General features: G+C 45.6%; 25 protein-coding genes and 2 riboswitches. Of the genes, 12 read left to right on the forward strand and 13 right to left on the reverse strand.

The features are described 5' to 3' along the window. Window positions 1-140 precede the first annotated feature (140 nt). The 4 genes from argS to speE all read right to left on the reverse strand — a co-directional run bounded on the left by argS (window position 141) and on the right by speE (window position 3,986). Entirely contained in the window at window positions 141-1,814 is a 1,674-nt protein-coding gene (gene argS / locus GC102_RS32725) for an arginine--tRNA ligase (RefSeq protein WP_171693196.1), read from the reverse strand. A 5-nt stretch (window positions 1,815-1,819) separates the two neighbouring features. Continuing rightward, window positions 1,820-2,230 carry a YwiB family protein gene (locus tag GC102_RS32730; protein ID WP_047682791.1) on the reverse strand — a complete coding sequence of 137 codons (411 nt, stop codon included), beginning with the start codon at window positions 2,228-2,230 and terminating at the stop codon, window positions 1,820-1,822. A 206-nt stretch (window positions 2,231-2,436) separates the two neighbouring features. After that, window positions 2,437-2,940, reverse strand: coding sequence for a DinB family protein (locus tag GC102_RS32735; RefSeq protein ID WP_171693197.1), 504 nt, complete (start codon window positions 2,938-2,940; stop codon window positions 2,437-2,439). 218 nt (window positions 2,941-3,158) lie between these two features. Continuing rightward, a complete protein-coding gene (speE, locus tag GC102_RS32740) occupies window positions 3,159-3,986 on the reverse strand; it encodes a polyamine aminopropyltransferase (protein ID WP_171693198.1) in 828 nt (275 codons plus the stop codon). Between the two features lie 285 nt (window positions 3,987-4,271). Here speE and GC102_RS32745 point away from each other — a divergent pair, with 285 nt between their 5' ends. Continuing rightward, a complete protein-coding gene (locus tag GC102_RS32745) occupies window positions 4,272-6,374 on the forward strand; it encodes a transglycosylase domain-containing protein (protein WP_376769428.1) in 2,103 nt (700 codons plus the stop codon). A gap of 265 nt (window positions 6,375-6,639) precedes the next feature. Here GC102_RS32745 and GC102_RS32750 read toward each other — a convergent pair whose 3' ends face one another. Both GC102_RS32750 and GC102_RS32755 read right to left on the reverse strand, forming a co-directional pair. Beyond that, complete coding sequence (locus tag GC102_RS32750; RefSeq protein WP_171693199.1) at window positions 6,640-7,131, reverse strand: YwhD family protein; 492 nt, start codon at window positions 7,129-7,131, stop codon at window positions 6,640-6,642. 125 nt (window positions 7,132-7,256) lie between these two features. Continuing rightward, the gene (locus GC102_RS32755) at window positions 7,257-7,784 is read right to left on the reverse strand and encodes a DUF4871 domain-containing protein (RefSeq protein ID WP_171693200.1); all 528 of its coding nucleotides are present in this window, start codon (window positions 7,782-7,784) and stop codon (window positions 7,257-7,259) included. A 148-nt stretch (window positions 7,785-7,932) separates the two neighbouring features. Between GC102_RS32755 and GC102_RS32760 the strand changes: the two genes are divergently transcribed. From GC102_RS32760 to GC102_RS32785, 6 genes are all read left to right on the forward strand, one after another. Next, entirely contained in the window at window positions 7,933-9,933 is a 2,001-nt protein-coding gene (locus GC102_RS32760; protein ID WP_171693201.1) for a M1 family metallopeptidase, read from the forward strand. 75 nt (window positions 9,934-10,008) lie between these two features. Further along, entirely contained in the window at window positions 10,009-10,827 is an 819-nt protein-coding gene (locus GC102_RS32765) for a hypothetical protein (protein ID WP_171693202.1), read from the forward strand. A gap of 169 nt (window positions 10,828-10,996) precedes the next feature. Further along, window positions 10,997-11,135, forward strand: a riboswitch (cyclic di-AMP (ydaO/yuaA leader). A 3-nt stretch (window positions 11,136-11,138) separates the two neighbouring features. Next, entirely contained in the window at window positions 11,139-11,615 is a 477-nt protein-coding gene (locus tag GC102_RS32770; protein ID WP_171693203.1) for a C40 family peptidase, read from the forward strand. A gap of 122 nt (window positions 11,616-11,737) precedes the next feature. Beyond that, window positions 11,738-11,840, forward strand: a riboswitch (guanidine-I (ykkC/yxkD leader). An 88-nt stretch (window positions 11,841-11,928) separates the two neighbouring features. Then, entirely contained in the window at window positions 11,929-12,249 is a 321-nt protein-coding gene (sugE, locus tag GC102_RS32775; protein WP_171693204.1) for a quaternary ammonium compound efflux SMR transporter SugE, read from the forward strand. A gap of 93 nt (window positions 12,250-12,342) precedes the next feature. Then, complete coding sequence (locus GC102_RS32780) at window positions 12,343-12,618, forward strand: hypothetical protein (protein ID WP_216628243.1); 276 nt, start codon at window positions 12,343-12,345, stop codon at window positions 12,616-12,618. Between the two features lie 238 nt (window positions 12,619-12,856). Further along, window positions 12,857-13,051 (forward strand): hypothetical protein, encoded by a 195-nt coding sequence (locus GC102_RS32785; protein ID WP_171693205.1) that lies wholly within the window; start codon window positions 12,857-12,859, stop codon window positions 13,049-13,051. 63 nt (window positions 13,052-13,114) lie between these two features. On the opposite strand, the gene GC102_RS32790 is transcribed toward GC102_RS32785, so the two are convergent. From GC102_RS32790 to GC102_RS32800, 3 genes are all read right to left on the reverse strand, one after another. Next, window positions 13,115-13,759: a TetR/AcrR family transcriptional regulator gene (locus GC102_RS32790; protein ID WP_171693206.1), complete on the reverse strand. Its 645-nt coding sequence runs from the start codon at window positions 13,757-13,759 to the stop codon at window positions 13,115-13,117. Window positions 13,760-13,768: 9 nt separating this feature from the next. After that, a complete protein-coding gene (locus GC102_RS32795; RefSeq protein WP_171693207.1) occupies window positions 13,769-14,359 on the reverse strand; it encodes a hypothetical protein in 591 nt (196 codons plus the stop codon). A 90-nt stretch (window positions 14,360-14,449) separates the two neighbouring features. Further along, window positions 14,450-15,343, reverse strand: a complete 894-nt coding sequence (locus GC102_RS32800) for a methyltransferase domain-containing protein (RefSeq protein ID WP_312883443.1) — start codon at window positions 15,341-15,343, stop codon at window positions 14,450-14,452. Between the two features lie 199 nt (window positions 15,344-15,542). Between GC102_RS32800 and GC102_RS32805 the strand changes: the two genes are divergently transcribed. Next, the gene (locus tag GC102_RS32805; protein ID WP_171693208.1) at window positions 15,543-16,121 is read left to right on the forward strand and encodes a hypothetical protein; all 579 of its coding nucleotides are present in this window, start codon (window positions 15,543-15,545) and stop codon (window positions 16,119-16,121) included. 57 nt (window positions 16,122-16,178) lie between these two features. Here the strand turns inward: GC102_RS32805 and GC102_RS32810 are convergent, their stop codons facing one another. From GC102_RS32810 to GC102_RS32820, 3 genes are all read right to left on the reverse strand, one after another. Continuing rightward, window positions 16,179-17,135, reverse strand: coding sequence for a hypothetical protein (locus GC102_RS32810; RefSeq protein ID WP_171693209.1), 957 nt, complete (start codon window positions 17,133-17,135; stop codon window positions 16,179-16,181). A gap of 2 nt (window positions 17,136-17,137) precedes the next feature. Continuing rightward, entirely contained in the window at window positions 17,138-18,208 is a 1,071-nt protein-coding gene (locus tag GC102_RS32815; RefSeq protein ID WP_171693210.1) for an ABC transporter permease subunit, read from the reverse strand. Between the two features lie 144 nt (window positions 18,209-18,352). Beyond that, window positions 18,353-20,068: an ABC transporter ATP-binding protein gene (locus tag GC102_RS32820; protein WP_171693211.1), complete on the reverse strand. Its 1,716-nt coding sequence runs from the start codon at window positions 20,066-20,068 to the stop codon at window positions 18,353-18,355. A 148-nt stretch (window positions 20,069-20,216) separates the two neighbouring features. Here GC102_RS32820 and GC102_RS32825 point away from each other — a divergent pair, with 148 nt between their 5' ends. The 3 genes from GC102_RS32825 (at window position 20,217) to GC102_RS32835 (ending at window position 23,812) form a co-directional block, all read left to right on the forward strand. Then, window positions 20,217-20,999 (forward strand): lipase family protein, encoded by a 783-nt coding sequence (locus GC102_RS32825; protein WP_246321248.1) that lies wholly within the window; start codon window positions 20,217-20,219, stop codon window positions 20,997-20,999. A 652-nt stretch (window positions 21,000-21,651) separates the two neighbouring features. Continuing rightward, a complete protein-coding gene (locus GC102_RS32830) occupies window positions 21,652-22,158 on the forward strand; it encodes a hypothetical protein (protein ID WP_171693212.1) in 507 nt (168 codons plus the stop codon). A gap of 118 nt (window positions 22,159-22,276) precedes the next feature. Further along, on the forward strand, window positions 22,277-23,812 hold the full coding sequence (locus GC102_RS32835) for an MDR family MFS transporter (RefSeq protein WP_171693213.1): 1,536 nt from the start codon (window positions 22,277-22,279) through the stop codon (window positions 23,810-23,812). A gap of 82 nt (window positions 23,813-23,894) precedes the next feature. Here the strand turns inward: GC102_RS32835 and cysK are convergent, their stop codons facing one another. Then, window positions 23,895-24,827, reverse strand: coding sequence for a cysteine synthase A (gene cysK, locus GC102_RS32840; protein ID WP_171693214.1), 933 nt, complete (start codon window positions 24,825-24,827; stop codon window positions 23,895-23,897). Between the two features lie 256 nt (window positions 24,828-25,083). On the opposite strand from cysK, the gene GC102_RS32845 reads away from it, so the two are divergent. Further along, window positions 25,084-25,722 carry a putative endonuclease domain-containing protein gene (locus GC102_RS32845; RefSeq protein WP_312883444.1) on the forward strand — a complete coding sequence of 213 codons (639 nt, stop codon included), beginning with the start codon at window positions 25,084-25,086 and terminating at the stop codon, window positions 25,720-25,722. The last annotated feature ends 686 nt before the right edge of the window (window positions 25,723-26,408 follow it).

Below are 26,408 nucleotides of genomic sequence, written 5' to 3' on the forward strand. Positions count from 1 at the left end.
GGTGCGAAACGTTTGTCAAAGTAGATACACCACAAGTTAAGTCCACCATGACTTATACTTCTGGTATTAACAAAAAAAGGGACGATCTCTCATGTCTACGTAGACATGGGGATCGTCCCTTCGGTTTTGTGGAGCAGATGCTACATCCGCTCTGGGGCGGATACGCCAACCACGCGAAGCGTGTTGGCTAAGGTAATGCGAAGCGCGCCGAGCAAGGCGAGGCGTGCCTGGGTCAAGGCCGCGTCATCCGTGATGACATAGTGGCCTCTGTAATAGCTATGGAACTGGCTTGCCAGTTCATAGACATAGCGGATAAGCCGATGCGGCGCATATTGATCGGCCGCAATGGCGATTTCCTCCGGAAGCTCGCCCATCTTGCGCAGCAAGTCGAACTCAGCTTCCGACGTAAGCTGGCTAAGGTCTACCTGCTCCAGCGGCAGCACCTGGATGTTCTGCTCTTCGGCTTGACGGAAGATGCTGCAAATCCGCGCATGTGCGTACTGCACATAGAACACAGGGTTCTCATTAGACTGAGAAACCGCCAAGTCCATGTCAAAGTCCAAATGCGAGTCCATGCTGCGCATCGCGAAGAAATAACGAATCGGGTCTACGCCGACTTCGTCCATAAGATCCTCCATCGTAACTGCTTTGCCAGTCCGTTTGGACATTTTCACCTTTTCCCCATTTTGGAAAAGGCTCACCATTTGGGCAATTAATACAACGAGTCGATCCGATTCAAAACCAAGCGCTGTCATAGCTGCTTTCATCCGTGGAATGTAGCCATGATGATCCGCGCCCCAAATATTTATCAAACGCTCAAAGCCGCGCCCAAATTTATTGCGATGGTAGGCAATATCGGGAGTAAGGTAAGTAAAGGACCCGTCATTCTTAATCAGAACGCGATTCTTGTCGTCACCCAGTGGTGTTGTATTTAACCAAGTCGCGCCTTCTTCTTCATATATGTGTCCATTATCCCGCAGCTCTTGGAGAACGGGTGGAATGAGGTTATCTTCATAAATCGATGTTTCGGAGAACCAATTGTCGAAATGAACACCGAAGCGGCCCAAATCGCGTTTGATTTTGTCGAGTTCTTTTTTGAGTCCATAGGTACGGAAATAAGCACGACGCTCATCTTCTGGCAAGCTGAGAAGGCGATCCCCTTCTTCCGCTGCAAGATCCGCGGCAAAGCCTTTGATATCTTCACCGAAGTACCCGTCTTCCGGCATCTCTGCTTCTTGTCCGAGTGCCTGCAGATAGCGGGCTTCGATCGATTTGGCCAAATTGACCACTTGGTTACCAGCATCATTGATGTAATACTCTCGGGATACGTCATATCCAGCCAGATCAAGCACGTTGCACAGCACGTCCCCCACTGCCGCTCCACGAGCATGTCCCAGATGCAAAGAACCCGTTGGATTCGCGCTTACGAATTCCACTTGCACTTTAAGCCCTTGACCGACGTTCGTCGCACCGTACCGATCACCTAGTTTTTGAACATTTTCAATAACCGGGTATAGGTACACTTTGTTCATTTTAAAATTAATAAAACCAGGACCCGCAATTTCCGCTTCTGCGATATTGGCTTTATCCTTTTGCAGGCTAGCGATAATTTGCTCGGCAATTTGTCTTGGGTTCTGCTTAGCAATTCGGGTAAGCTGCATCGCGATATTCGTTGCGAAATCCCCATGCGTCTTCTCTTTCGGGACTTCTAGAATAATCTCCGGTATTTGCGCCGCGTCCACAATACCTGCAGCTGTAACTGCTTCAATAATGGCTTGTTTAACAATGGCTTTAACTTCGTTTAGTACATCCATTCGTCTTACTCCTCCTGAATTAACAACTTGATCCTGTATGTTCCCGCATGAGTGCCTGATGCATATAAATCATAGCTCCACCTTGTGATACCGATGCCATGTACGGCTTCCGAGGTTAGCTCATGTGTCTCGATTTCGAGTTCCAATCTACCTTGAGGTGTTTGATAAAAGCCAATCCTCTTCTCTCCGGGTAGAAATGTTTGCTCTGCTTGCACATCTCCTTGGCGGACGATTCGTATCTGATTGTCTTCCAGCTTAATGAGCGTCACTGTTCGTCCAAGCTCGTTAGGCTCTTCTTCATAGCGGATGTACGTGTGATTGCCTTTACGATAAAGATCCCCTCGCGCTTTCTGCACGGTTGTCTCGCTCCCGCTTCGACTTTCAATTCGGATCCGCACACGTTGCTTAGCCGTCATGGTCCGTCATTCTCCTATTCTGCAATACCTGTTTGCACCTTATGTCAGATAAGGCAAGTTAGGTATTAGTTTATATGAAAGGTTCGCCGAATTCAATGTACGGAAGAGATTAGTTCGTTGTCATCGTTAACGAAAAGAAGCCCCTATCCACTGTAAAGCGGATTTAAAGGCTTCCCATCTCTACCTATTCAATTTTATCTGCACTTTTAAAAAGCAGGAATCGGCATTCCTACGTTTGCCCATTGCTCCTTCGCTGGACCATATGCCCCAATGACAGGCACACCCGCTTGGCGCATAAGTATCGTCAGCTGGCCGCGGTGGTGAATCTCATGCTTAACGTAGTTGTACAACGTCTCGCTGATCGTCCACTGCATACCGAACATATGAACAACTTCTTGCAGCTTTGCGTCAGTAAGTTGTGTGCGAACTGCTTCGATAATCCCTTGTGAAGTAGCTCGGTAGGCGTCCGCAATCGCAGCGGCATGTGATGGTGGTTCGCTGGACGCAGATGGCGCTTCAAACTTCAAACCAGCCATATGCAGCATACCCTTATCATTGTGAACCAAGTGCCACGCTATAAACCCAAGCGTTCTATAGCCTTCGGCTTGAGGCTGCTGCAGAGATTCATCCGTTAAGGCATCAAGCAGTTGTTGCGTCGTAGCGGATTCTTGCTGATATTCTTTAATAAAACTTTCTACCGTAGCAAACATCACTATTACCTCCATGGGTGGTACAGGATTGGCTGGATTCCCATTAGGTGATTCTTCATCCTGTCCTACTGTTATTTGTTTCTAGTATATCTTGGATTGACTGACAACGGTATGACAGTATTCTAAAGTTATTATGAAGTTTATTCCAAAAAAAGCCGTCAGCTCCTCTAAATATCGAGATTAGCTGACGACTTTACTATGTTGACGTTAATGGAGTCTTACTTAATTAAATCTTCAACAAATTTAGGCAGTACAAATGCCGCACTATGTAGGCGTGGTGTGTAGTACTTCGTTGGGAATTCTGGGATTGCTGATTCCTCAACTTGCAGTGGATCGTGCTTTTTGCTGCCCATTGTGAAGGTCCAGAGACCGCTTGGGTACGTAGGAATGTTCGCGCTGTAAACACGTACGATTGGGAAGATTTCTTTGACATCCCGGTTAACCGTTTGGATCAGGTCTGCTTTGAACCAAGGGTTATCCGTTTGTGCAACGAAGATACCGTCTTCTTTTAACGCATCAAAGATACCTTGGTAGAAGCCTTTGGAGAACAGCTCAACAGCTGGACCAACAGGTTCAGTGGAATCGACCATGATAACGTCGTAGGTGTTTTTGTGATCGTGAATGTGCATGTAGCCATCGTTAACAATAACTTCTACACGTGGGTTGTCCAGTTCGCCGGCAATGGTTGGCAGGTACTTTTTGGAGTACTCAATTACTTTGCCGTCGATATCAACAAGAACTGCCTTTTTCACTTTCGGGTGCTTCATGATTTCACGGATTACTCCGCCGTCGCCGCCGCCTACTACAAGCACGTACTCTGGGTTCGGGTGGGTAACTAGCGCCGGGTGCGCTACCATTTCATGATAGACGAATTCGTCTCTTACCGTTGTCATAACCATACCGTCCAGGGTAAGCATTGTTCCCCATTCTTCGGTTTCGATCATCGAAAGGTCTTGGAAGTCCGTTTGTTCTCTAACGTATGTCTCTTTTACTTTTGCTGTAATGCCGAAGCTATCGGTTTGTTTCTCTGTGTACCACAGTTCCATGTTTATACCTTCTTTCGCTGCTATATTTGGATGAATAAATCCTGACATTCGTTGTCTCTAACAGTGTTCCACCAGTTGGAAAAGTCATGCGAAGCAGTGTTGTAATTTCCAGTCACCCTCATACGCACAAATTGTATTATAGTTCATTACCCCCAAAATGCAATATTTTCCTAGGTTTTTTGGACATTTAATAAAAAATATTTACAATTCGTTGAATACGGACTGCCATGCTTTTCCATACTGGATAGTAATGCCTTAGAGCATGGAGAAAGGAGGTAAGAAGAGATGTCCGAGAACGAGAACCATCGTCAGCCATCCACAGGCACACCACAAGCACCTAGGGAGAAAGAGGTACCTGCGTCTATGCGTTGGATGCGCCGTATCAAGAAAATGTTCTCATTCCTATTCACTTCCTGCGTTCTGCTCCTCATCGTGGCCGCTGGCTGTCTCGTCTATTTGCGTGCTCAAACACTGCCTGTCACCAAAATGCTGCAAACTTCACAAATGTACGATACACATGGCGAACTGATCGACACCTTTTATTCCGGGCAGAATCGACAAGTCGTCTCACTGGACGAAATATCGCCTTATCTCATTAAAGCGACGCTCGCTGTGGAGGATCAGCATTTCTATGATCATTTTGGCGTGGATGTGAAGGCCGTTGCCAGGGCCGCTGTTGTCAATGTACAAGCCATGGCTAAGGTGCAAGGTGCAGGAACGATAACACAGCAATTAGCTCGGAATTTATATTTAAATCATGATCGGACTTGGTCGCGTAAAATCAAAGAAACCGTGTTCGCTGTCCAAATGGAAATGCAGTTGACGAAGGATGAAATTCTAACGAATTATTTGAATCAGATCTATTACGGTCATTCGACGTATGGGATTGAAACGGCTTCCGAGCTTTTCTTCGGCAAGCATGCCAGTGAATTAACGTTGGCGGAAAGCGCGATGATCGCTGGTGTCCCCAAAGGTCCACGCTACTACTCGCCGTATTATGATCTGAAGAATGCGATGGATCGGCAAAAAGTGGTGCTGCAGACGATGGTGCGAAGTGGCTTCATTACACAAAGCGCCGCTGACGCCGCAGGCAAAGAGAAGCTGACGATTCAGCCGCTTACGAAGAAGAAGCCCGCCGCAGCCCCCTACTTCCGGGATTATGTGCGCGCACTGGCAACGGATAAGCTGGGCATATCGGAGGAACAGTTCGATCAGGGCGGCATTCGTATCTTCACAACACTGGATAAAAATGCTCAGCAGATTGCCGAGAGCGTGATTACGAAACAACTGACGGGTAAAACAGACCTTCAAGCCGCTCTCGTGGCAATCGATCCAAGGACGGGAGAAATTAAAGCGATGGTCGGCGGTCGCGACTATTCCGAGAATCAGTTCAACCGTGCACTCTCGAATACGAGACAGCCGGGGTCCTCTTTTAAACCCATTGTTTATATGGTCGCTCTGCAAAATGGTTATACACCTGTGACGCAGGTAAAAAGTGAGCCGACGGTATTCACCTACGATGAAGGCCGTCAACGGTACACACCCAGAAACTTCAATGATCAGTATGCCAATGTAAATATTGATATGCGGCAGGCGATTTCGAAGTCGGACAACATCTATGCGGTGCATACGATTCTGGATGTCGGTCCTGCGAAGGTTATCGAACTGGCCCGCAAGCTGGGCATTGCATCTCCGATGAAGCCGCTGCCGTCACTGGCTCTGGGGTCCTTCCCCGTAAGCCCTCTCGAAATGGCGTCAGCGTTCGGTACAATTGCGAATCAAGGCGTTCATCAGGAGACGACAGCGATTGTGCGTATTGAGGATGCGAACGGTCAAATCTTATATGAAGCGAGCCCCAAAGTGGAGCCTGTACTTGATCCTGCTGTCGCATATGTAATGACGAATCTGATGGAGAGCGTGTTCGAAGAGGGCGGAACCGGTAACCGCGTAGCCAGTACGATTAAGCGTCCGATAGCCGGCAAAACCGGTACGACCGACACCGATGCGTGGCTGGTTGGCTTCACACCGGAGCTCGCAACTGCTGTATGGGTCGGCTATGATAAGAGTAGGGATATTTCCACTGTTGAGTCTCATTTGGCTTCTCCCATTTTCGCAGAATTCACGGAACAAACGTTAGAGGCGATACCGCCAAAGTTGTTCCCGATTCCTGAAGGGGTAACCAGTGTCTATATTGATCCGGTGAGCGGTAAGCTGTCCAATGAGGACTGTCCGAACTCACATATGGAGGCTTTCCTGGTTGGCACGGAGCCGACAACGTTCTGCACAGGCAAACCTGCGAAGCCAGCTTCGAACGATGATCCAAAGGGCACCCCCAAAGGTCAAAACGGCTCTTGGTGGAATGATATCAAACGCTGGTGGAACGACTAATCCACCTGTTTCCAGAGAACCAAGGATAAACGACTCCGTCGTCCTTCTGGGACGAGCGCGTTTGTCAAGGTAGATGCGAAGCAAAAGTATAAAACCTATACTTTCTTATCTACACAAAAAGGCAGAACTAAGCGCGTCTTAGTCTGCCTTTTTGCTGTCCTAGTATATGAGGTAACATACACTAGGGTCTAGTATACTCGGTTCACCCAAACGTAACAATGGATGACACATAATGTTCATAATCTCGATTTATGCGTGTAATCGCTTATGAAAGTGCATCTCTCAATGCTTGATCCGAGCGATTCCACCATTCCTCGTTGTGTGCGATCAGCTGATTTTTGAGCAGCGCCCGCTCCTTGTCATCCAAGCCGTCGAAGATGAATTTACGCTTCATTGCAGCATCCATCTTGTTCACATGCTCGGCTAGAATTTTCCACCCTCTGCGAGCTTCTGTGTCAATCAACATTTCGCAAGCTGTCATACCAGCGTAGTAAGCTCCTTCTTCCGTACGGTCTACTGCCACCCAAACGATCCAAGCTTTACGGCCATTAGGCACATCTTCTTTGTTTATTGAGAATTTAATGCCTTTTTCGATCTTACTTTTGGCATGAAGTGTACCTTCGTCCAGGTAGGCTTCATCTCCGTCAATAATGACACCAGATACGTTGCTTAGATCGATCGCTCCGGCACCGAATCCTTTATGGTTCACTTTGGAACTTACTATATTTAAGGCCAGCTTCTTTTTATCCGCTTCCATGAGGGCACCTTCCAGTCTTCGTAATGTTAAAATGACGCTTTGCTCTCATTGTAGCTAAAGTCATCCTCCAGAACAAGGTCTGGTTGTTGTTAGTGTGGAGAACGTTTACTCGTTACCGTCTTTTTCTACTTCACTTCCACCGTGATACTGCCGACTGCTCTTTCATCTATAAAAGCATCCAAACGCCACACCCCCGCGTCATCAAACCTCATCAGCGTGGGGAAACCCGCATCAGCCCCATTCATCGGTGCCGTTCCCGGCCAATTCATTTCCCCGACTAGAGCATTATCCTGCAGTAGAACCTGCCGTTTCTCTCCGGTCGCAGCACTAACTGCTTCAACGCGGAACTTCTTCCCTGTCAGAGGCTCGCCTTGCTTCCATATGTGCCACATATACTTGTTAGGCGTATTGACCTTATAACCACCTGGACTCAGGAGGCCGATCTTTCCTTTCTCACCTTGCAAATGATAGCTGCCACTTTGAAAAAGTGGACTTACCTTGGCCTTATCTAGCTCCGCTGCCGGCGCAACCTGTTCCGGAGATTGTACTTTAACTGCTTTGGGAAACCAAGAAAATTGTGAGAGCAAAGCAATGAGAACAATCAGACCAATGAAGCAGCTCAAAACAACAATCACTTTTCGAAATTTATTCATCGATTTCCACACCCCTTATACCTTATAGACTCCTTATTTAGCCACTTCGTTCCCCCTCCTTCTAACAATTCTTTTCCAACCTCAGAAATATTCCCTAGGTTGTCTACATATACATGCTGTAGATGCTTGTTTAGGCGGGGTGGATATCATGAGTGTTCTATTCAAAAACCGCAAGGTTCAATGGTTCGTTGTCATGCTCCTTGCAGCAGGCGCTGTCCTGCTGTCTGAAAATTTGCTCCCATCTGCAAGTAAATTAGCCATTCCAGTCGTCTCTATGGATGAAAAGTCTGCTCCGGCGCCGGACATGCAGCCTGCAGATAGCGGCAAGCCATTAGAGAAGCAAGCACCAACTGCGCTTAGCTATCGAATTGCGGAGTATCACATGAGCGTTGCTTATACGCCCGAAACGAGGCAGCTCAATGGGCAGCAAACGTTGACTTGGGAAAATCCGGGAACCGTCCCTGTGCAAGAGCTTTACCTTCATCTGTATCCTAATGCGTTCGCCTCAAAGAAAACGACGTTTATGCGTGAATCAGGTGGTAAGCTGCGTGAAGATGAAGCCAAGGCTGACAGCAGTGGCAGTATGAAGTTGCTTTCTGTAAAAACGGTTGACGGAGAGGATCTCAGTATGCGCATGGCATTCGTGCAGCCCGATGACGGCAACAAGGACGATCACACGCTGCTCAAAATCCCGCTGCCTAAGCCGGTAGGAGCCGGGGAGAAAGTTACGATCAAGACGGAATTCCTCGTCAAGCTGCCTGCCGCCTTCGCAAGAATGGGCTATGTGGATGAATTCGTCATGGCCGGACAATGGTTCCCTAAAGTTGCTGCCTATGAAAGGGTTGGAACAAGAGGACGTACAGAGCCAGGGTGGAATCTCCACCAATACCATGGAAATTCGGAATTTTATGCCGATTTCGGGATGTATGACGTGAAAATTCAAGTGCCGGCGAACTACATCGTAGCAGCTACCGGTTTCCCGGTTAAGCCTGCTGTAACCGACAACGGAATGAAGACGTACCAATTTTATGCGGATGATGTGCATGACTTCGCTTGGTCGGCATCGCCTCATTTCGTTTATGTGGAAGAACCCTACTCGACCGCACAAATACCCGGGGTCAAGATCAAGCTCTATCTCGATCCCAATCATCAGGACTTGAAGGACCGTTATATGTACGCTGCCAAAAAGGCACTTTCCCGCTACAGCCAATGGTACGGATCGTATCCTTATTCAACCCTTTCGATTGTCGTACCTCCCCCAGGAGGCAATGGTGTTGGCGGTATGGAATATCCAACTTTGGTAACGTCGTGGGATGCTAGCGACAAGAAACCAGATCTAGAGCTAGAACGTGTCGTTGTTCACGAGATTGGACATCAGTTCTTCTACGGACTCGTAGCGAGCAATGAATTCGAAGAAGCTTGGCTGGATGAGGGCTTTACCTCCTATGCGGAGGATAAAGTCATGGAAGCGGAGTACGGGGTGTCCCCTAATTTACCTGTCGAATCCAGCTTTATTACATCTCCACATACTCTACAGCAGAACTCGTGGGCCTATACGGGACATGATCAATACGCAGAGAATGTGTACACACGAGGTAAGCTCGTGCTTAAAGCCATTGAGAAGCAGGTTGGCAGCAAAACGATGGACCGCATTATGCGCACTTATTTCCAACGTTGGGAATTTAAACACCCTTCTACAAAGGACTTTCAGAACGTTGTCGAAGAAGTGAGCAAAACGAAGTGGGATGATTTCTTTAATCAATATGTATATGGCGCCATGATGATGGACTACACCGTGGAGAGCATTCGCGTCAAATCCGTGGGCAGCAAAGGGGCAGAGTCCTACGAAAGTGCCGTTCTCATCTCCAAACGAGGCGGCAATTCGCCCGAGGTGCCGATCCAGTTCCATTTCTCTGACGGCACAGTGCTTGATAAAACATGGGACGGGAAAGAAAGCAGTATCGAATTCAAACTAACCCACAAGACTCCTGTAGACTGGGTTCGAATTGATCCTAATTACTCGCTCGTGCTGGAAAATAAACATATTAATAATTTTATGCAAACGCAAGTGAATACCAAGTGGAAAATCCGCCTAAATCTCGGTCTCATTCAATTCCTGCAAGCCATTTTCGGCTGGGTCGCCTGGTAAGCGGCTAAAGCAAAACTCTAGTGCACATGCTTACGAAGAAAGTTTTCCTACGGAAAACTCTTAGGAGGGACAACTGTGGCAACTTATATCAAGTCTGGCTTCAGGGCGGCTTTACGGCAACCTTTCGCCACGATCGTCTTGTTCCTGTATCAGATGGGCTGGGGCATCCTGCTGTATAAGCTTGTACAGGGTGTTCTCGTCCCTCTCATGCACCGCTATCCTGGTGGCGAGCAACCGAAGCAAGCGCTGCAGCTATTTCTAGCTGAAGGACAGTTCCAACTTGTCAAAACCGATCTTAGCCATTCCTACCTTTGGTGGCTGGCTGCTCTACTTGTTGTTCGCATGCTGCTCACTCCAATATTGAATAGCGGCGTCTACTACTCGCTGACCCATTCCCAGCAAAATGCCGGCTATCGCTTTTTCCGAGGCATAAAGGAGCTTATGCTCCCATTCCTAATCGCATATGTCGTTCGAATCTCGCTTTCTTTGCTGCCGCTCATATGGCTGTTTCCTAAAGCGCAAAAACAATTCGCACATACCACATCGTATGAGCAAGCGGCCCTCCAATTACTGCCTTGGCTTCTCGGCATGCTCGTCTATGGCTTTCTCTTACATCTTCTTTTTATGTACGTGCAGTTCGCGATTGCTGCCAAACTTGGCATTTTATCCACCGTCATCACTTTCGTTCGCTCTTTGCTTCCTATTATCGGGCTTGCACTTATCCTCCTAATCGCCTCAGGACTATTGGCAGGGGTCACAGTCACTGCAACTTACATTTGGGCAGGTCTGGTAGCACTAATCATTTATCAGCTCTTTCCGCTTTTCCACATTTTCTTCCAAATGTGGGCCATAACTTCCCAATATCAGCTTCTATCTGCCAAAATGAACGGCTAAGTGCATATAAATAAGCTGAAATTAGCACATTTTCTTCTCCCCCCTTGCAAAAGGGGCTTTTTTTTGTTTATTTCCCTAATAAACTTGCATATTTTAATGAGTAGACTCATAGAAAAGGAGGATTTTAAATGTTTATGACGAATTACAAGGACTAGCATCAAAAAAAACCAAATATTTCATGCCGAATTCCTCATTTCTTGGGGAAACGGGGGAACCACACCGGGTGAATTGATCTTGCAAGACAGGGATCATAGGGAACCTTCAACCGAACCCTCCAGCTAACCTCGTAGGCACCGGAAGGAGACAAGCAGTTGAAAAAGATTGTTGCTCTTGTTTTTAGCCTTGTTTTGTTTTTGAGTATCGGTTTAGGAAGCGTGTCAGCGGCCCAATCCACTTTGGATGAAACGGTTGACGGATTGCTCGGAATTCCGTACAGAACGGCAGGAACAACCACAAAGGGCTTTGATTGCTCTGGTTTTACCTCATACGTTTTCGACAAATTCGGCATTGATCTTCCTCATAGCTCATCATCTCAAAATAAAGAAGGCTTCTGGGTTGACAAAAAAGATCTTCGTAAAGGTGATCTTGTGTTCTTTGACACAAGCGGCGGCAATGGCATTTCTCACGTTGGTATCTATCTTGGAAACGGTGAATTCATTCACTCTGCTTCCGATGAAGGTATAGTGAAAAGCAAACTTAGCCAATCTTATTACGCGAAGCGGTATGTATCAGCCAGACGAGTTCTGTGGGATGATATCTACAATCAACTAACTGCTGAATCCAAGTAAACTCTGCAAGACTCATGAATAAAGCCCGGACAAGCCCCGCTCGAAAGAGCAGCTTTCAGGGCTTTTATTCATTTGCAAATCTTGTAACTTGACATCGTATGTTAGCCGTTCTATAATAACGGCATATTGTTTTCTAGGGTTCCGTGGCGTTCATCGTCAGACTGGTCCGAGGGGAAACACGCAGCGAATACGCTGTGGTCACGGAGGGGAAAAAGCCCGGGAGTCATATCGCTTTAGCGATATAACTTCCAGGCTTTTTCCTTTTTTGCGGCATAATAGGTACGTATAAGAAATTTAAGAGGAGTGATTCATCATGGCATGGTTATATCTCGTTATTGCAGGTGTATTTGAGGTACTTTGGGCGATCTCGTTGAAATTTTCGAATGGTTTTACACGTTTAGTTCCTTCCCTCGTCACGATCGCAGGGATGATTGTAAGTTTCTATTTTTTAGCGGTAGCAACAAAAACTCTCCCTATAGGCACAGCATACGCGGCTTGGACCGGAATTGGTGCTGTCGGCGCGATTATAATCGGCACCCTCTTTCTAGATGAACCCATTAGTTTAACAAGGATCTTGTTCATGATTCTGATCCTAGTTGGCGTTCTCGGCCTTAAATTTACTTCTGGGCATTAGAGATTTTGTATAAATCGTTCCCTATCTATGCAGATTAATCCTTACAAGGATGGAGGAGCGTTATGATAAGAATGTTTAGGAGGGAAACTTAACGTGAATACACCTGATGATATCAATCGAAAACAGAATCGTGAAGACGGATTCCTCGTAGAGGGGTTAGAAGTTGACTCCGATGTTAACGAGGATCGCAACCGAGAGCTGCAATTGGACGATTCGTTTCAATATTGGTACCGTAACGTTGGTTACTGGGTTCAGCAAAAGGAAGATATAACTCAGGTGCCGAAAGAGAATGTCTTCGATGCCGCCGCTGAGATGGATGCCGAGCAGGAGTTAAACGAGACTACGGAAGACGATGAGATCAATAGGTAAGGTCAAACGAGAGTTCAAATATTACATCTAGGAGACCGTCGATTCATTCAACCAATCTTGCTCTACATGCAGGTGTCTTAAATCGGGATCAATCGTCATATATGCTAGGTTGAGGTTGCTGGATGAGTGAATCCCTATTCGCAGTTGAACGATGTTGTAGAAGTTATGTGTACCAGTTGTAAGAAAGCATAATTAATCAAACGACAGTCTCTCTAGAATATCATTGGAGGAATGAACGATGTCAAACAATACGAGTAATCCGAATAACGTTGATGTTAACAAAACCAGTATCTTTAAAAACGGAGTTCAATCCGCAACGAATTATGTACAAAACGCCATTGAAAACGTAACTGGATCCACACAAGACGCAACTCAAAACTTAGTGAATAACGTAATGAAAAGACGACAAAATGAAAATGAAAATAATAAATAATAATATGGAGAAAAGCTTAGTCAGAAAGCAGCCGCGGGCCTTGACTAAGCTTTTTTTGTTGGCCTAATGGATATCATGAGTAATTGCTACCAATAAACTGTCTACACTATCCATATATGCTTCTATCAATGTCTTAGATTCCAACATTTGAATATGAACCTGAAACGGAATCCCATAGAAAAGTGATACCAACTGACGCGAAAAGAGCAATATCTTCGATTCCGACAAGTTCTCTATTTGCGATAAATAGACATGAAATAAAGCTTCTAAAGGAAGAATTTGAATATGAATTCCTTCTATTGAGTTTTGCGAGATAATATAGCGCTCATATTCACTGAGTTCCTTTTTCGTTGGTGCAGCTTTTAATTTAGAATAGTATTGAATGATGGCAATCAGAATTTTCTTAGCATGAGGTATTTCTGCTGCAGTTCTAAAAACTTGACGTATGCCATCTATTCCGAAATAGGTTCCCTTATCTATCTCAACACTTCTTTGATAACACCATTGCAGCACAAAATAGTCGAGAACTTCCTCTTTGGAAGTAAAGTACCTAAAAAAAGTTACCTTCGAAATACTTACCCGATTACATACATCTTCAATATGGATTTCATCAAAATGATGACTTTCAAGCGAAAGTAAAAACTCATCTAGAATACTTAACATCGTTTGATATTTTTTTCGTTCTCTTAAAGGAAGATTATTATCCATTTGACCACCTTACTTAGAATTTGCACTCCTGCCTTCAATTTTCCTTTTTCCACGTATAATTTTGTATAGGAATATAACGAACAACACTACTAGTAGCACTAAGTATAAAGTATCAAGAATAGTTTTCAAAACCGTAAATAGACTAGCAAACAAGGCGATCGGTTTTGGGATATTAGGAAAGGAAAGCAGCATCACGGCTACCATAATATTTTCAAAATAGTCAAACACAGCTCCGAAAATAGGGATAAACAGGATAACACCTAAACGATGGTTGATTTTTTTTGAAAATAAAGCAATGAACAGTGCGCCAGTAATGGCCATTAAACTTGGATAGATAAGATCCAATGGCATTTGATTCGTTAAGTATAACTTCCGCCCCGTCTCCCCAATCGCCTCTAGGAAAGATGTAACGTATTGCGGCGAATAACCCGTAGTCATTAAGTCAAACATTTTCATGCCATTTGCCTTATTCTGAATGGCTGGAATGGTCACAAACAACATAGTAAAATACACGATTTGTGAGGCAACAAACCATGTCAATGCTTGAATCCAAGTTGATGTTGCCATAAACCAATTGCATATTTTCGAAAAAATGCTCATTGTTAACCCCTCCGAATATGTTACTTTAATAACAAATGTAACTCAAGTAACATATTCGGTCAATGGATATTTTACCTATCCATTTCTATTTCAAGCAACTGTGTAACTGACATACCAGAAGCTGCTTCCCACAAATATTCGCAAATGCTGAGATAAAGGCTTGAAAATGTCGTTCAGTTCCTCATATGTGTAGTAGTTTTTGATAATTTCATGCATGGATCCGTCAGCCAACTCGCGTCTTTTGTAGGTATCCTCACTATGTTCATTTGTTATCAACTCTCCGCCTCTCCCGGGTACGTAAACATTATCGGCGATAAAGACGCGAGCACCTGTGCCTAAACGTTGGTGGAAACTCTGCAGAAATGACTCGATTCGATTCTTCGGAATATGCGAGAACCAGAAGTTGGCTAGACCAAAATCGAATGCCCCTGTCACTTCGGAGAGCTGGTACGCATCCCCCAGAACAAATGCTGCATTGGAAGCTGGCCAAGGCTTCGACTTAGCAATTTGCAGCACTTCAGGACGAATATCAACACCTACAATGTGCTTAGCCGTACTCGCAGCAATTTCGGTCCAATACCCGGTCCCACAGGCTACCTCAAGAACGTTGCGACCTTCCACCTGCTTCTTCACCATTTCGCTTAAGAGACCAAGCTCTTGTTGGAACTCCCCGTCCTCCCGATGGTAAATCCGTTCATACTCCTCCGCTCGGGCACCGTAGTATTCTTGCATTTTCACTTTTTCTTCGTTTATAAGCTGATGCTTATCCTTCACTTCGTGGAGAATTCGTTGTCTGGCTGCCAATAAATCAGCGAAAATAGCGCCACCCTGCGCGGAGTAGTTGGCTAGCAAGCCGTGCGTGGCCATCACAATTAACTGTGTCATCGACAGACCCGTTTCGTCGGCCATTTGCTCCAGATCCAACTTTACTTTCTCCGGTAAGTAAACGGAGAGTCTTTTGGTTTTATCATTTTTGTCATCCACGTAGGTGTCCCCCTCATGTTTTTTCATTATTTTAACATATATTATGTGTTATAATAACATTTAATTTACGTTTTTTATGTCAAAGGTGCAAATTTGGGGCTATTTCTCTAGAACTCTATCAGCTTTCACCCTCGCAAATCTCTCTATCAAACATAGAATACTAAGCAAGTATATTCATAACTTGATAGGAGATGGTTAGATGATTAAGAAACAACGTATCGCAGGGAGACCCACTAAAATTGTTAGACTACCTAGATGTTCAGGCTTACCAAAAACGAAAGCCCTGCTGATGTACCATGCCCAATTGAAGAAACACAACAGATTGGGAGCAGGCCGCTTCCTGAGCCAGCGTATCATCTCGATCGGAACCGATAACTCTTGGTTCAACGCCCAGATTATCCCTCGTAATCCAGCATGGGTACCGGTTACTAACGCCAACTATGTGTGGTACTCCGGCAATCTGAGCGCTGAGAATGCCGTCATTTCGACACGATTCTCGCTCTCGCAGCGGAGAGCCATTCTCGCCGCATCCCTCTTCTTGTCGGTCGACAATTACGCTGTTGTGATCATTAACGGAGTGCCAGTGGTCTATGATGCACCGCAGAATACCCCTCCATTCTACAACACTGGTCGCACCTTCAACGTACGTCGCTTCTTGAGACAGGGTCGTAATGACATCGTCATCATCGCTTTTAATTTTGGTGGACCTCGTAGTGACGCAGCGCCTGCTGGCGTAGCAGCTAGATTGGACATCCAACTCAGCTCATTACGTCGATAATTCATATGGAAAAAGGTCGGAGCCCATCCTCAGGATGGAACCCCGACCTTTTTTGCTTCACATTAATTGACGTTCACTGCCGTAGCGGCGTTTGAGCTGATTCAAGAAAAACTGCAGCGCCAGAAAAAGTCCTGCGAAGCTGGTTCCTGCACTCAGAATAATCCATGGATGCAGTCTAATGTACCTAGAGCCATAGGCGATTAGCGATAACCATTCACCCGATGTTGTGATGGCGATTGAATAGCCTGCATCACTATCACCAATTGTCTCAACCCCGCCAAGTACAATATTAAATACAGCCAACTGCCCTAACAAGAAGAGCACCTGCATGAACTCGCTAAGGAAGATGAACAACATTTCATTTCTCATACAGGGAACCAAATGTCGCATCGTTCGATGGAACACAGAACCGCCCATCAAACGTGAAGCTTCAATAAATAGTCGTTCATTATAATAACGTGTCCGATCTGCTATCTGATGGGCTAATGGGAATATCCCAATGAATGTGACTAGACTAACAAAAGTAACCGAGAACAACAGCTGGTAATGCGGGTCTGCCTTCAACCCCTGATCAAGCCGCAGCCCAAAGTACATGCCTGCTAAAGGCGGGAACAAGAATATAAACGCAGGCATAGAGGAAACGACCCACTGCATGGAGCGAAGAATGCCCCCTCCTCTGCCAGTGCTCCCGCTCCAAAATCCCCATGGGAGGGCAAACACAAAGCGAAACAAGGTCAACGCTAGCGCCGTGCCTAATGTATATTTCAACCCATTCAGCAATAAACTCAGCACATCAAAGCCCCTATGATCGGTGCCCAACAGGAAGGTGCTGTTCGGCGCGTATGGCGGAATACTGTATCTCGTTTTACCGTCTTCTTGATATTGGAGCATATTAATCTTGTCTTCCGGTGCAATCCCATGGGGCATCAGCCAAGTGCCGAATATCATCACAAGCAGGATGAGCACGATGATGGCAATCGAACAGTAGTAAGCAGTTGATGAGCGTTTCATCATCGTCAAACCACCTCCCCTGTCTGAACAATAAACTTCTTGCGCAGCAATGCGTAGAATACATGAAAAGCCATGGCGACTAGCGCAAGTGCCATACAGATAGCCGACATGGAGGAGACACTCTGTAATGCTGGGGAGACGATAAATCCACCCAAACCGGAGATTCCGCAGATAGCTTCTGCAACAGCCATACTGGCCAGTGCCAGTGTGGTCGCTTTGGGCAAGATCGCCAGCAAATCAGCCATGACATTTCGCATAACGTGAGAGATAAGCACCTCTCTGCGGGTTAACCCTTTGGCTAGTGCGGTAACGACATAATCCTGTCCCAGCTCACGCGCGATCGCGATGCGAAGTGTGCCGTAAATGGTGACCGAGGGAATCAGCGCGATCGTGAGAAACGGAATGAGGAAAGGCGTCTTATCACCGACTTGAACAATGAGCAGCACAAAGTGTCCCAAATATTTCGTCGCATAGACCGCCCCCAATTGGATGAGAACGATTAAGAAAAAATCAGGCAAGCCAACAAGCAAGCCATGCATTCCATCCATCAAGGCACCTAATCGGCGGAACATGGATGCTGTCATCGCAAATAGCACACTTAGCACAATCGCGAGCAGTAAACCAGGAATGAAATAAGTGCATGTCCGAAGAAGCATGTTGGGGAGCTCCCCAAGAACAGCCACCTCTTTCCTATTAAAAGGACTGCGGAATTTGCCAAAATCACCATGCGCGAAACCTTTAATTTGCTCTTTTATCGAAAAGCCATAATAACGCCAGGAAATAATGGGATGCTCCAGTGGAACAGCGGTCGCACCAAATATGCCTTTGATCGACACTGTCTTTCCGATATAGTCCCAAGACTTTCCATAAGGAACAGACAATAAGCCTGCTTTTTCATTTAGTACTTGACTGCCAGGCAACTGCTCACTTATTTTCTGAATGCTTGTGCCTGGACCTATTGCGACCCGAATCTGATCCGGCTGCATAGATAAGAAGGCGTTACGGATATTGCTCAGAAAGAAGATGCACACGAGTGTAAATAACCCAAGCAACAGCCACCGAAATATCGATTTCAACTATCGTCACCTCGTTCTATTATTCACCGTTGGTAGATAACCATTTCCATAGTTTATCACGATTCATTTGGAAGTTCTATCCTATCTTTGGAAAAAAAAGAGGCTGCAGCGAACCAGCCTAAGCTAGCTTGCTGCAGCCCGGGATCATGAGCTGAACTGCGCTTGGTGTAAGCGGCTGTACACACCGCCCACTGCGATGAGCTCCTCATGTCCGCCCTGCTCGGTAATGCCTTGCTCCGTCACGACGACAATACGATCAGCATTCTTGATCGTCGCCAGCCGGTGGGCAATGACTAGCGTCGTGCGGCCACGCGACAGCTCGGCCAGCGACTGCTGAATCGCCGCCTCTGTCTCCGTGTCGAGTGCCGACGTCGCCTCATCGAGGATGAGAATCGGCGGATTCTTCAAGAACATCCGCGCGATCGCGAGGCGCTGCTTCTGACCGCCCGAGAGCTTGACGCCGCGCTCACCTACAACCGTATCCAGCCCCTTCGGCTGCAATTGGATATAACCTGCTAGCTGCGCGCGCCGCGCAGCTTCCCAGATCTCCTCATCCGTCGCGCCAAGCTTGCCGTACGCGATGTTCTCCCGCAAGGTGCCGGAGAACAGGAACACATCCTGCTGCACGATGCCGATCTGACGGCGCAGCGACTCCAGCTGGATGCTGCGAATATCGAGGCCATCAATGGAAATGCTGCCCGCACTCACATCGTAGAATCGGGGCAGCAAGCTGCAGATCGTGGTCTTCCCTGCGCCTGATGGACCTACGAAAGCAACGGTTTCTCCAGCTCGAATAGATAAGCTGATATCATTCAATACACGGGCTTCTTCCCCATAGCCGAATGACACCGAGTCGAACGTAATTTGACCATTGAGATGACTAACCTTCATGGCATTCGGCAGATCAGCTACCTCAGGCTCCGTATCAATGACTTCAACATACCTTTTAAAGCCGGCAATTCCCTTGGGGTAGCTCTCAATGACATTATTGATTTTCTGAATGGGACCCAGAAAAACGTTCGTTAAGAGTACGAAAGCAATAAATTCTCCATAGGAAATCTGCTTGTCAATCACGAACCATGTGCCGCAAATAAGAACGAAAACCGTTACCAGACGCATCAAAATGTAACTCAGCGAAACATTCCACGCCATGATTTTATAGGAAAGCAGCTTTGTCAACCGGAACCTTCCATTGTTATCCTCAAACAGCTTCTTCTCATAGGACTCATTTGCGAAAGCTTGAACAACACGAATCCCACCAATATTGTCTTCTACTCTTGCGTTAATATCGGCAAGGTCGCCCATCATTCGACGGAACGTCTTCGTCATTTTTTGATTAAAATACACCGCTATCCATAGCAAGAATGGGACAATAACGAAGGTGAGGAGCGCCAACTTCGTATTAATATGAAGCATAAGCAGGAGTGCACCGATCAGCGTCATTACCGCAATGAATAAGTCCTCTGGGCCATGATGCGCAACTTCACCAATTTCTAGTAGATCGTTTGCCATACGGGACATCAATTGACCCGTTTTGTTATTGTCATAGAACCGAAATGAGAGCTTCTGCAGATGATCAAACATCTTTTTCCGCATATCCGTTTCGATATTAATCCCTAGCTTATGTCCCCAATATGTGACTATGAAATTTAGCACCGTGTTGAGTCCATAGACTGCAAGCAAACCCGCGCAAGCCCAAAGAATCCAAATCCAATTCCCGGCAGGAAGCAATTTATCGACGACCTGATTAACAGCAAGTGGGAAACCCAGTTCTAGGAGCCCAGCCACGACTGCACAGGTAAAATCCAAAATAAATAAGTGCTTATAGGGCCGATAATACGAAAAAAAGCGTTTTAACACGTGTATCTCCACCTTCCTTCGCCTATTATACCTGATAGGATCAGCCTGCTGAAAGCCTCCTAGAAAATAGGCGATTGTCGGAGGACAGCTGTCCACTATTTTCATATATATAGGAGAACGGATCCTGTGTGTATGGAGGAATGGACTTATGCTCAGCAACTCATTAGATACACGGACGGCAATCTTTCTAGCAGCTATGTGCAGCCAAAGCTATATCCTACTTGAAAATGGTCCCGAAAGCGTGATTATGCCACACAACTACCGGATGGTTTCTTCCTTCAAGGCAACTTCCATCCTGAGTGAAAAAGAGTTTTTCGGCTTTATTGCCGAATCCGATGCTCAAATTGTCATCGTATTTCGAGGCACGCATACAACATCCGATTGGATCTCCGATGCCATTGCCAGACAAACCCAGTTTCCTTACACAAAAGAGCAGTGCCTCGTACACGAAGGATTTCTCGACATTTACCGTTCAGCTCGCAAATCGATTGTGACCGCGCTAAACAAACTTTCCTCCGAGAAAACGTTGTACATCACAGGGCACAGTCTTGGAGGAGCTCTCGCTGCTTTATGCGCCGCCGATATTTCCACAAACACTAAATTTAGAAATCCTTCCGTGTATACTTATGCCTCACCTCGTGTTGGAAATCAGGCATTCGCTAGTCTTTTCAACCGCAGGACCGGGCCTCACTATCGGATTTATAATACCAACGACCTCGTCCCTTTGCTTCCGCCTTTCATCTATAGATCCCCTCGAACGGATAAGGTTTACCACTATATTCATGTGAAAAATGGGGTTGAATTAACTTATCAAGGGGGCTCCGTCTCCGCTAACCACGCGATAAGCAACTATTTTGCTGAACTTGCCAAGCTGGATCCCCGCTTCACGCAGCAGTTATACGCCCAGACTCCGGGATTTTGTCCGATCTGAAAAAGATTGCCAACCACCTGACCAGAATGGCCGGGTAGGAGGCAATCTTTATTTTTTTTGCTTAGAGGTCAGCTGTCCCTCCTAAGAGGAAGGTTTAAACAACTCAATAAAGGTAAAAATAGGAGACGATACTTATTTGCATCTACTTACGCTATTCGATTATTTTGTCGCAAAGGAGCCCTGCCTTGATACTCGTCATTTGCCTGATTTTTGTTTGGTTTAGTATCCATATATTCGCCTACCTGCCCAATAAATTGTCTGTCATTACGAACGTGCTGCTTTACATGCTCTTAGCTATCGTGGACATTAACAAATTAACGATTTTAAGTGACACTGTAGGAGTTTTCCATCTGAGCAAAAAGGTGCCTGAATTCCTTTCGGTTATTTTACATAGGGACTTCACCTTTTCAATAACCCTTCTCACTTTTGCTAATGTCTATCTGACTACGTTGAAACGAAGCACAAAAATAGGCATATCTCTGTATACATTCTCTTTTATCATGTGCATAGGCCAATTCCTAAGATTCAATGGTGCAATAACCTATGAGAGATGGAATATCTTCTATGAGTGCCTATTAATCATCTCACTAATGATTATAACTTATTGGTTTGGCCGCTTATTAATTCATCTACAGCAAAAGGAGAAATCACTATGAACGACGTAACCATTTACGATAATAGATTTAACGGAAATGAATGGTTCGTCATTGCGATGATTGTCGTAGGGATCCTTGCGATTTGGATATTACCAAAAAAGTTTACCTTAACACAGAGCTTGTTTAATTTATTGATTGGGGTCGTTTTTGGTCTCATGTTTGATCACACCATCGCTGTCCCCCCCTTTGATTTGTACGATGTAGGTGACGAATCCCGTTATCAGCTTTTTGATATTTTCTCCTATACGATGTATGCACCATTTGGTTATATATTTATTTATTTTTACAAAAAATGGGGTGTTCGTGGTTTTTACACGATACCCTACATCTTACTCTGGACGTCTATGGGCATAGGAGTCGAGTGGCTTAGCGTACTCGTTGGTATTTTTCATTACAAACATGGGTATCAGCTCACTTATTCCATACCAATCTATTTATTTTTGCAAACTATTCATTTATTGCTTTACCGAATGTTCTTTCCGGAGCATAAGGCGATTTCATAGATTGCTTCTAGATAAAATTCTTTTCAACACATGGTTTCAACCCTGACAGACACTTGTCAGGGTTGTTTGTTTATAATCAAATTATACAAATTAAGGATTGAAGAAGGGAAATGATCACATGACGAAATCAACGAATCAAACCGGCATTGTTATAGCCGGATTACTGCTAGCTATTCTAATGGCTTCGATGGACAATACCATCGTCGCGACAGCTATGGGCTCCATTATCGCAGACCTCGGAGGACTCGATAAATTCGTTTGGGTAACTTCGGCTTACATGGTCGCTGAAATGGCAGGGATGCCGATTTTCGGTAAACTATCGGATATGTATGGGCGCAAACGTTTTTTCATCTTTGGTATCCTGGTGTTTATGCTTGGATCCGCTCTTTGTGGAACAGCCACCTCGATCGTGCAGTTAAGCTTATACCGGGCCATACAAGGCATTGGCGGCGGTGCTTTGGTACCCATCGCTTTTACGATCATGTTCGATGCGGTTAAACCGGAAAGTAGAGGCAAGCTAATGGGATTGTTTGGAGCAGTTTTCGGTATGTCCAGCATCTTCGGGCCGCTCCTTGGCGCTTATATGACCGACTATATCAAATGGGAATGGATTTTCTACATTAATTTACCACTAGGACTGATTGCCTTCCTGATGATTGCCATCTTCTATAAGGAATCCCGCCAGCATGCTAAACAGCGTATTGACTGGGCCGGCGCATTCTCGCTTGTAAGTGCCATCGTCTGCCTAATGTTCGCCATGGAGCTTGGCGGTAAACAATTCGCGTGGAACTCCGCTCAGATTATTGGTTTATTTACTGGCTTTACTCTTCTCACTGTTAGTTTCCTCTATGTGGAGACACGAGCAGAGGAACCGATTATCTCCTTCCGGATGTTCCGGGATCGCCTCTATTCGGCAAGCAATGCGATCGCGATGTTAAGCGGAGCAGCCTTCATTACGGCATCTGTCTATATTCCGATCTTCATTCAAGGTGTTCTCGGAGGAAGTGCAACGAACTCAGGCCTCGTACTTCTGCCTATGATGCTCGGCACTGTCGTTACAGCTACCGCAGGCGGTTTCCTCATTAGTAAATTTTCATATCGAGCCATCCTGATCTCCACCCTCATTCTGCTTGTGGCAGGTATGGGACTGTTAATTACGTTGACACCAGATTCATCGCGTTTGATTATCACTTTCTATATGATATTAGTCGGCTTGGGAATTGGCGCTTCATTTTCCGTGTTAAGTAACGCTGCTATACATTCCGTACCTGCCAGTCAACGAGGGGCAGCGAACTCAACGCTGAATTTCCTTCGCTCACTCGGCATGACGATCGGAATCACCGTCTTCGGCATTATTCAAAGCCATTCGTTAACCCGGCATTTATCGGATGCCTTTACAGGGAGCGGCCAATCCGCAATGCCGCAGGGTCTAGACTTTAAGGATCCGCACGCTCTGCTTGATCCGGCTACTCGCACTCAAATTCCGGAGCAAGTGCTTGGGAAAATATCAGAAGGACTCTCCTCCTCCATCGTGGCCACTTTTGCGTGGGGACTTATCCCTGCAGTGCTCGCTTTAGCTGCCGCTTTTGCCATGAGCAAAGAGAAGCTCGTGATAGAAACGGATAAAGAAACGTTCGTGACCGCAACGCATTAAGGCAAGTGCCTATAAGCCGTGTAGCAGAGAAAGACCAGAGATCCACCGCGGATTCCTGGTCTTTCTTTTGCGTTTTAACCTATCACTCATCAAATAGATTCGTAGACAAATACCGCTCACCGGTATCTGGCAGGATAACAACGATGGTCTTCCCTTTATTCTCAGGTCGTTTCGCAATTTCTCTTGCTGCGTAAGCTGCCGCGCCGGATGAAATGCCGACCAGCAGACCTTCTGTTTTGGCCAGTTCACGGGCCGCCGTTACAGCATCTTCATTGGTCACAGTAAATATTTCATCTACAATTGATCTGTGGAAATTATCTGGAACAAACCCGGCACCGATACCCTGAATATGATGAACGCCACGACTGCCACCTGACAAAATAGGTGAATCGGATGGCTCCACGGCTATCACTTGGACAGATGGATTTCTCTGTTTCAGTATCTCACCTACACCCGTGATCGTCCCTCCCGTACCAACTCCCGCGATGAAAATATCGACTTTACCGTCTGTATCTTTCCATATTTCTTCGGCAGTGGTGTTTCTGTGAATCTCCGGATTCGCTGGATTACTAAATTGCTGAGGTATAAATGAGTTTGGCATCTTTGCAGCCAATTCCTCTGCTTTTTTAATTGCCCCTAACATTCCTTCAGAGGATGGCGTGAGCACGAGTTCTGCACCCAGGGCCTTTAATAATTTCCTACGTTCAATACTAAAAGAATCAGGCAATATAATGATTAACCGATACCCTAGTGCAGCCGCCGCAAAAGCAAGAGCGATTCCTGTGTTTCCGCTGGTAGGCTCAATAATGACAGTTTCTTTATTGATCTTACCGGATTTTTCAGCCTCTTTAATCATAGCGAATCCGATACGATCTTTTACACTGCCAGCCGGGTTAAAATACTCCAACTTCGCGACAACCTTGGCATCAAGTCCATGCCGATTATTATAATTCCAGAGCTCAAGCAGCGGCGTATTACCGATTAACTCTGTCAAATTGCTATAAATTTTCGTCATAAGAAAACCTCGCCTTCTATTTAAATATTAAACCTATGAACTTAATCGGATAAATACAGTATATCATGCATGCGAGTGAAAAAATAAATCAATAATGCTGATAGATAGGTATGCTATTTTCTTATATTATGCTTATTTGGTATAATAATCGTAGACGAAGAACGTCCTTTAGCCTTTTGGCGAAGGGCGTTTTTTTACTTTTTCAGGGGAGGTATTCGCTATTGAATTTTGAACTTATGCACCAAACGTTCATTGATTGTCACGCCGCTCTCCGAAGCGGAGAAAGAAAGGGGCGCCTCATTCGGGGACATTTATTCGCAGAAAAGCTTTTTCTCCAGAATGTCTGTATCCTCTGTTTGGTCATCTCGACCACTTGCATCCGGAGTATGAAATCTATGATTGGAATCGCAAGTCCCAATTTATCGATTTCGCTTACATAACACCCTTTGGCCGTTTTGGTATTGAATGTGACGGTTTCCAGAGTCATGTCAAAGATATGGATCGCGAGAAGTTTAGTTACTCGCTGAATCGCGAAACCTTTCTAACCGCTATGGGTTGGAAAATGATGCATTTCTCCTTCGATGATATACAGAATCGTCCCGAGGTATGCCGGATGCTCCTGCAAATGGTCATCGGTCCTTGCATGATCCGAAATGTCACAACGAATTCAGCCGCAATTTCAGCCGCTGTTATGGAAAAAGAAGTGCTGCGTTTAGCTTGGAGGCTAAACAGGTGGATTCGTCCAAAAGATGTCACCGACCATCTGGACGTTGATTTTCGAACAGCGCGCAAGTGGCTGCGCTCCCTGGTACAGAAGGGATGTCTGTCTCCTATCGCTAGAGGGAAGGACATTCGTTATTATGAACTGAAAGAGGGTTCGTTGGAGCACATATAGGGAGAAGTGACTTGGCATATCCGATTTCAGATACCATTTCATCTCCCACTTTCATTCTTTACATTCTCATGAGCCCTTCTTCTCGCCCATTCCCTGCTTTCTGATTTCAATGCTTCCCATACCTACCTATATCCCCATTTTCTCTTACACATCTAGATTTCTCACTTCTTCATATGCATCTTTATTACAATCCTCATTCCAGTCTTCATTGCACATTTGTTCCCCGCTTCCTCCTACGCATCCTCATTCTTCATTAGAATCCTCTTTCCCACCTTCACGTCCATTCTATTGGATTAAATACAGTGGTTTCCCAAAATTGAGAGCGGGATGGGCTGCTGCATTGGATATTTCCAATGGAACCGTCTGAATTTGACTCAAGACCTCGATTTCTGAGCATTTGAGTGGATTTTGTCCAATCAAATGGCCGATTTCGTATAGGAATCGGAGTTTCTGTTGTATATAATCCAATGGTGGTAGTGGAGGTGCGAATGGAAGGGGATGTGGGAGTTGATTTTAGATAGTAAAAGTTGTAAGTGATAGTGTGCTAGAGTATATAAGGAGTGTGTACGGGTATGAGAAAGAGAAAGAGTATGAGTATGAGCATTAGTACGAGCATGGGTAATGGGCATGAGTATGTAGTATGTAGTATGTAGTATGTAGTGAGTAATGAGTAATGAGTAGTGAGT

Source organism: Paenibacillus germinis (assembly GCF_013141785.1).
In the GTDB taxonomy this organism is placed as follows: domain Bacteria; phylum Bacillota; class Bacilli; order Paenibacillales; family NBRC-103111; genus Paenibacillus_E; species Paenibacillus_E phytorum.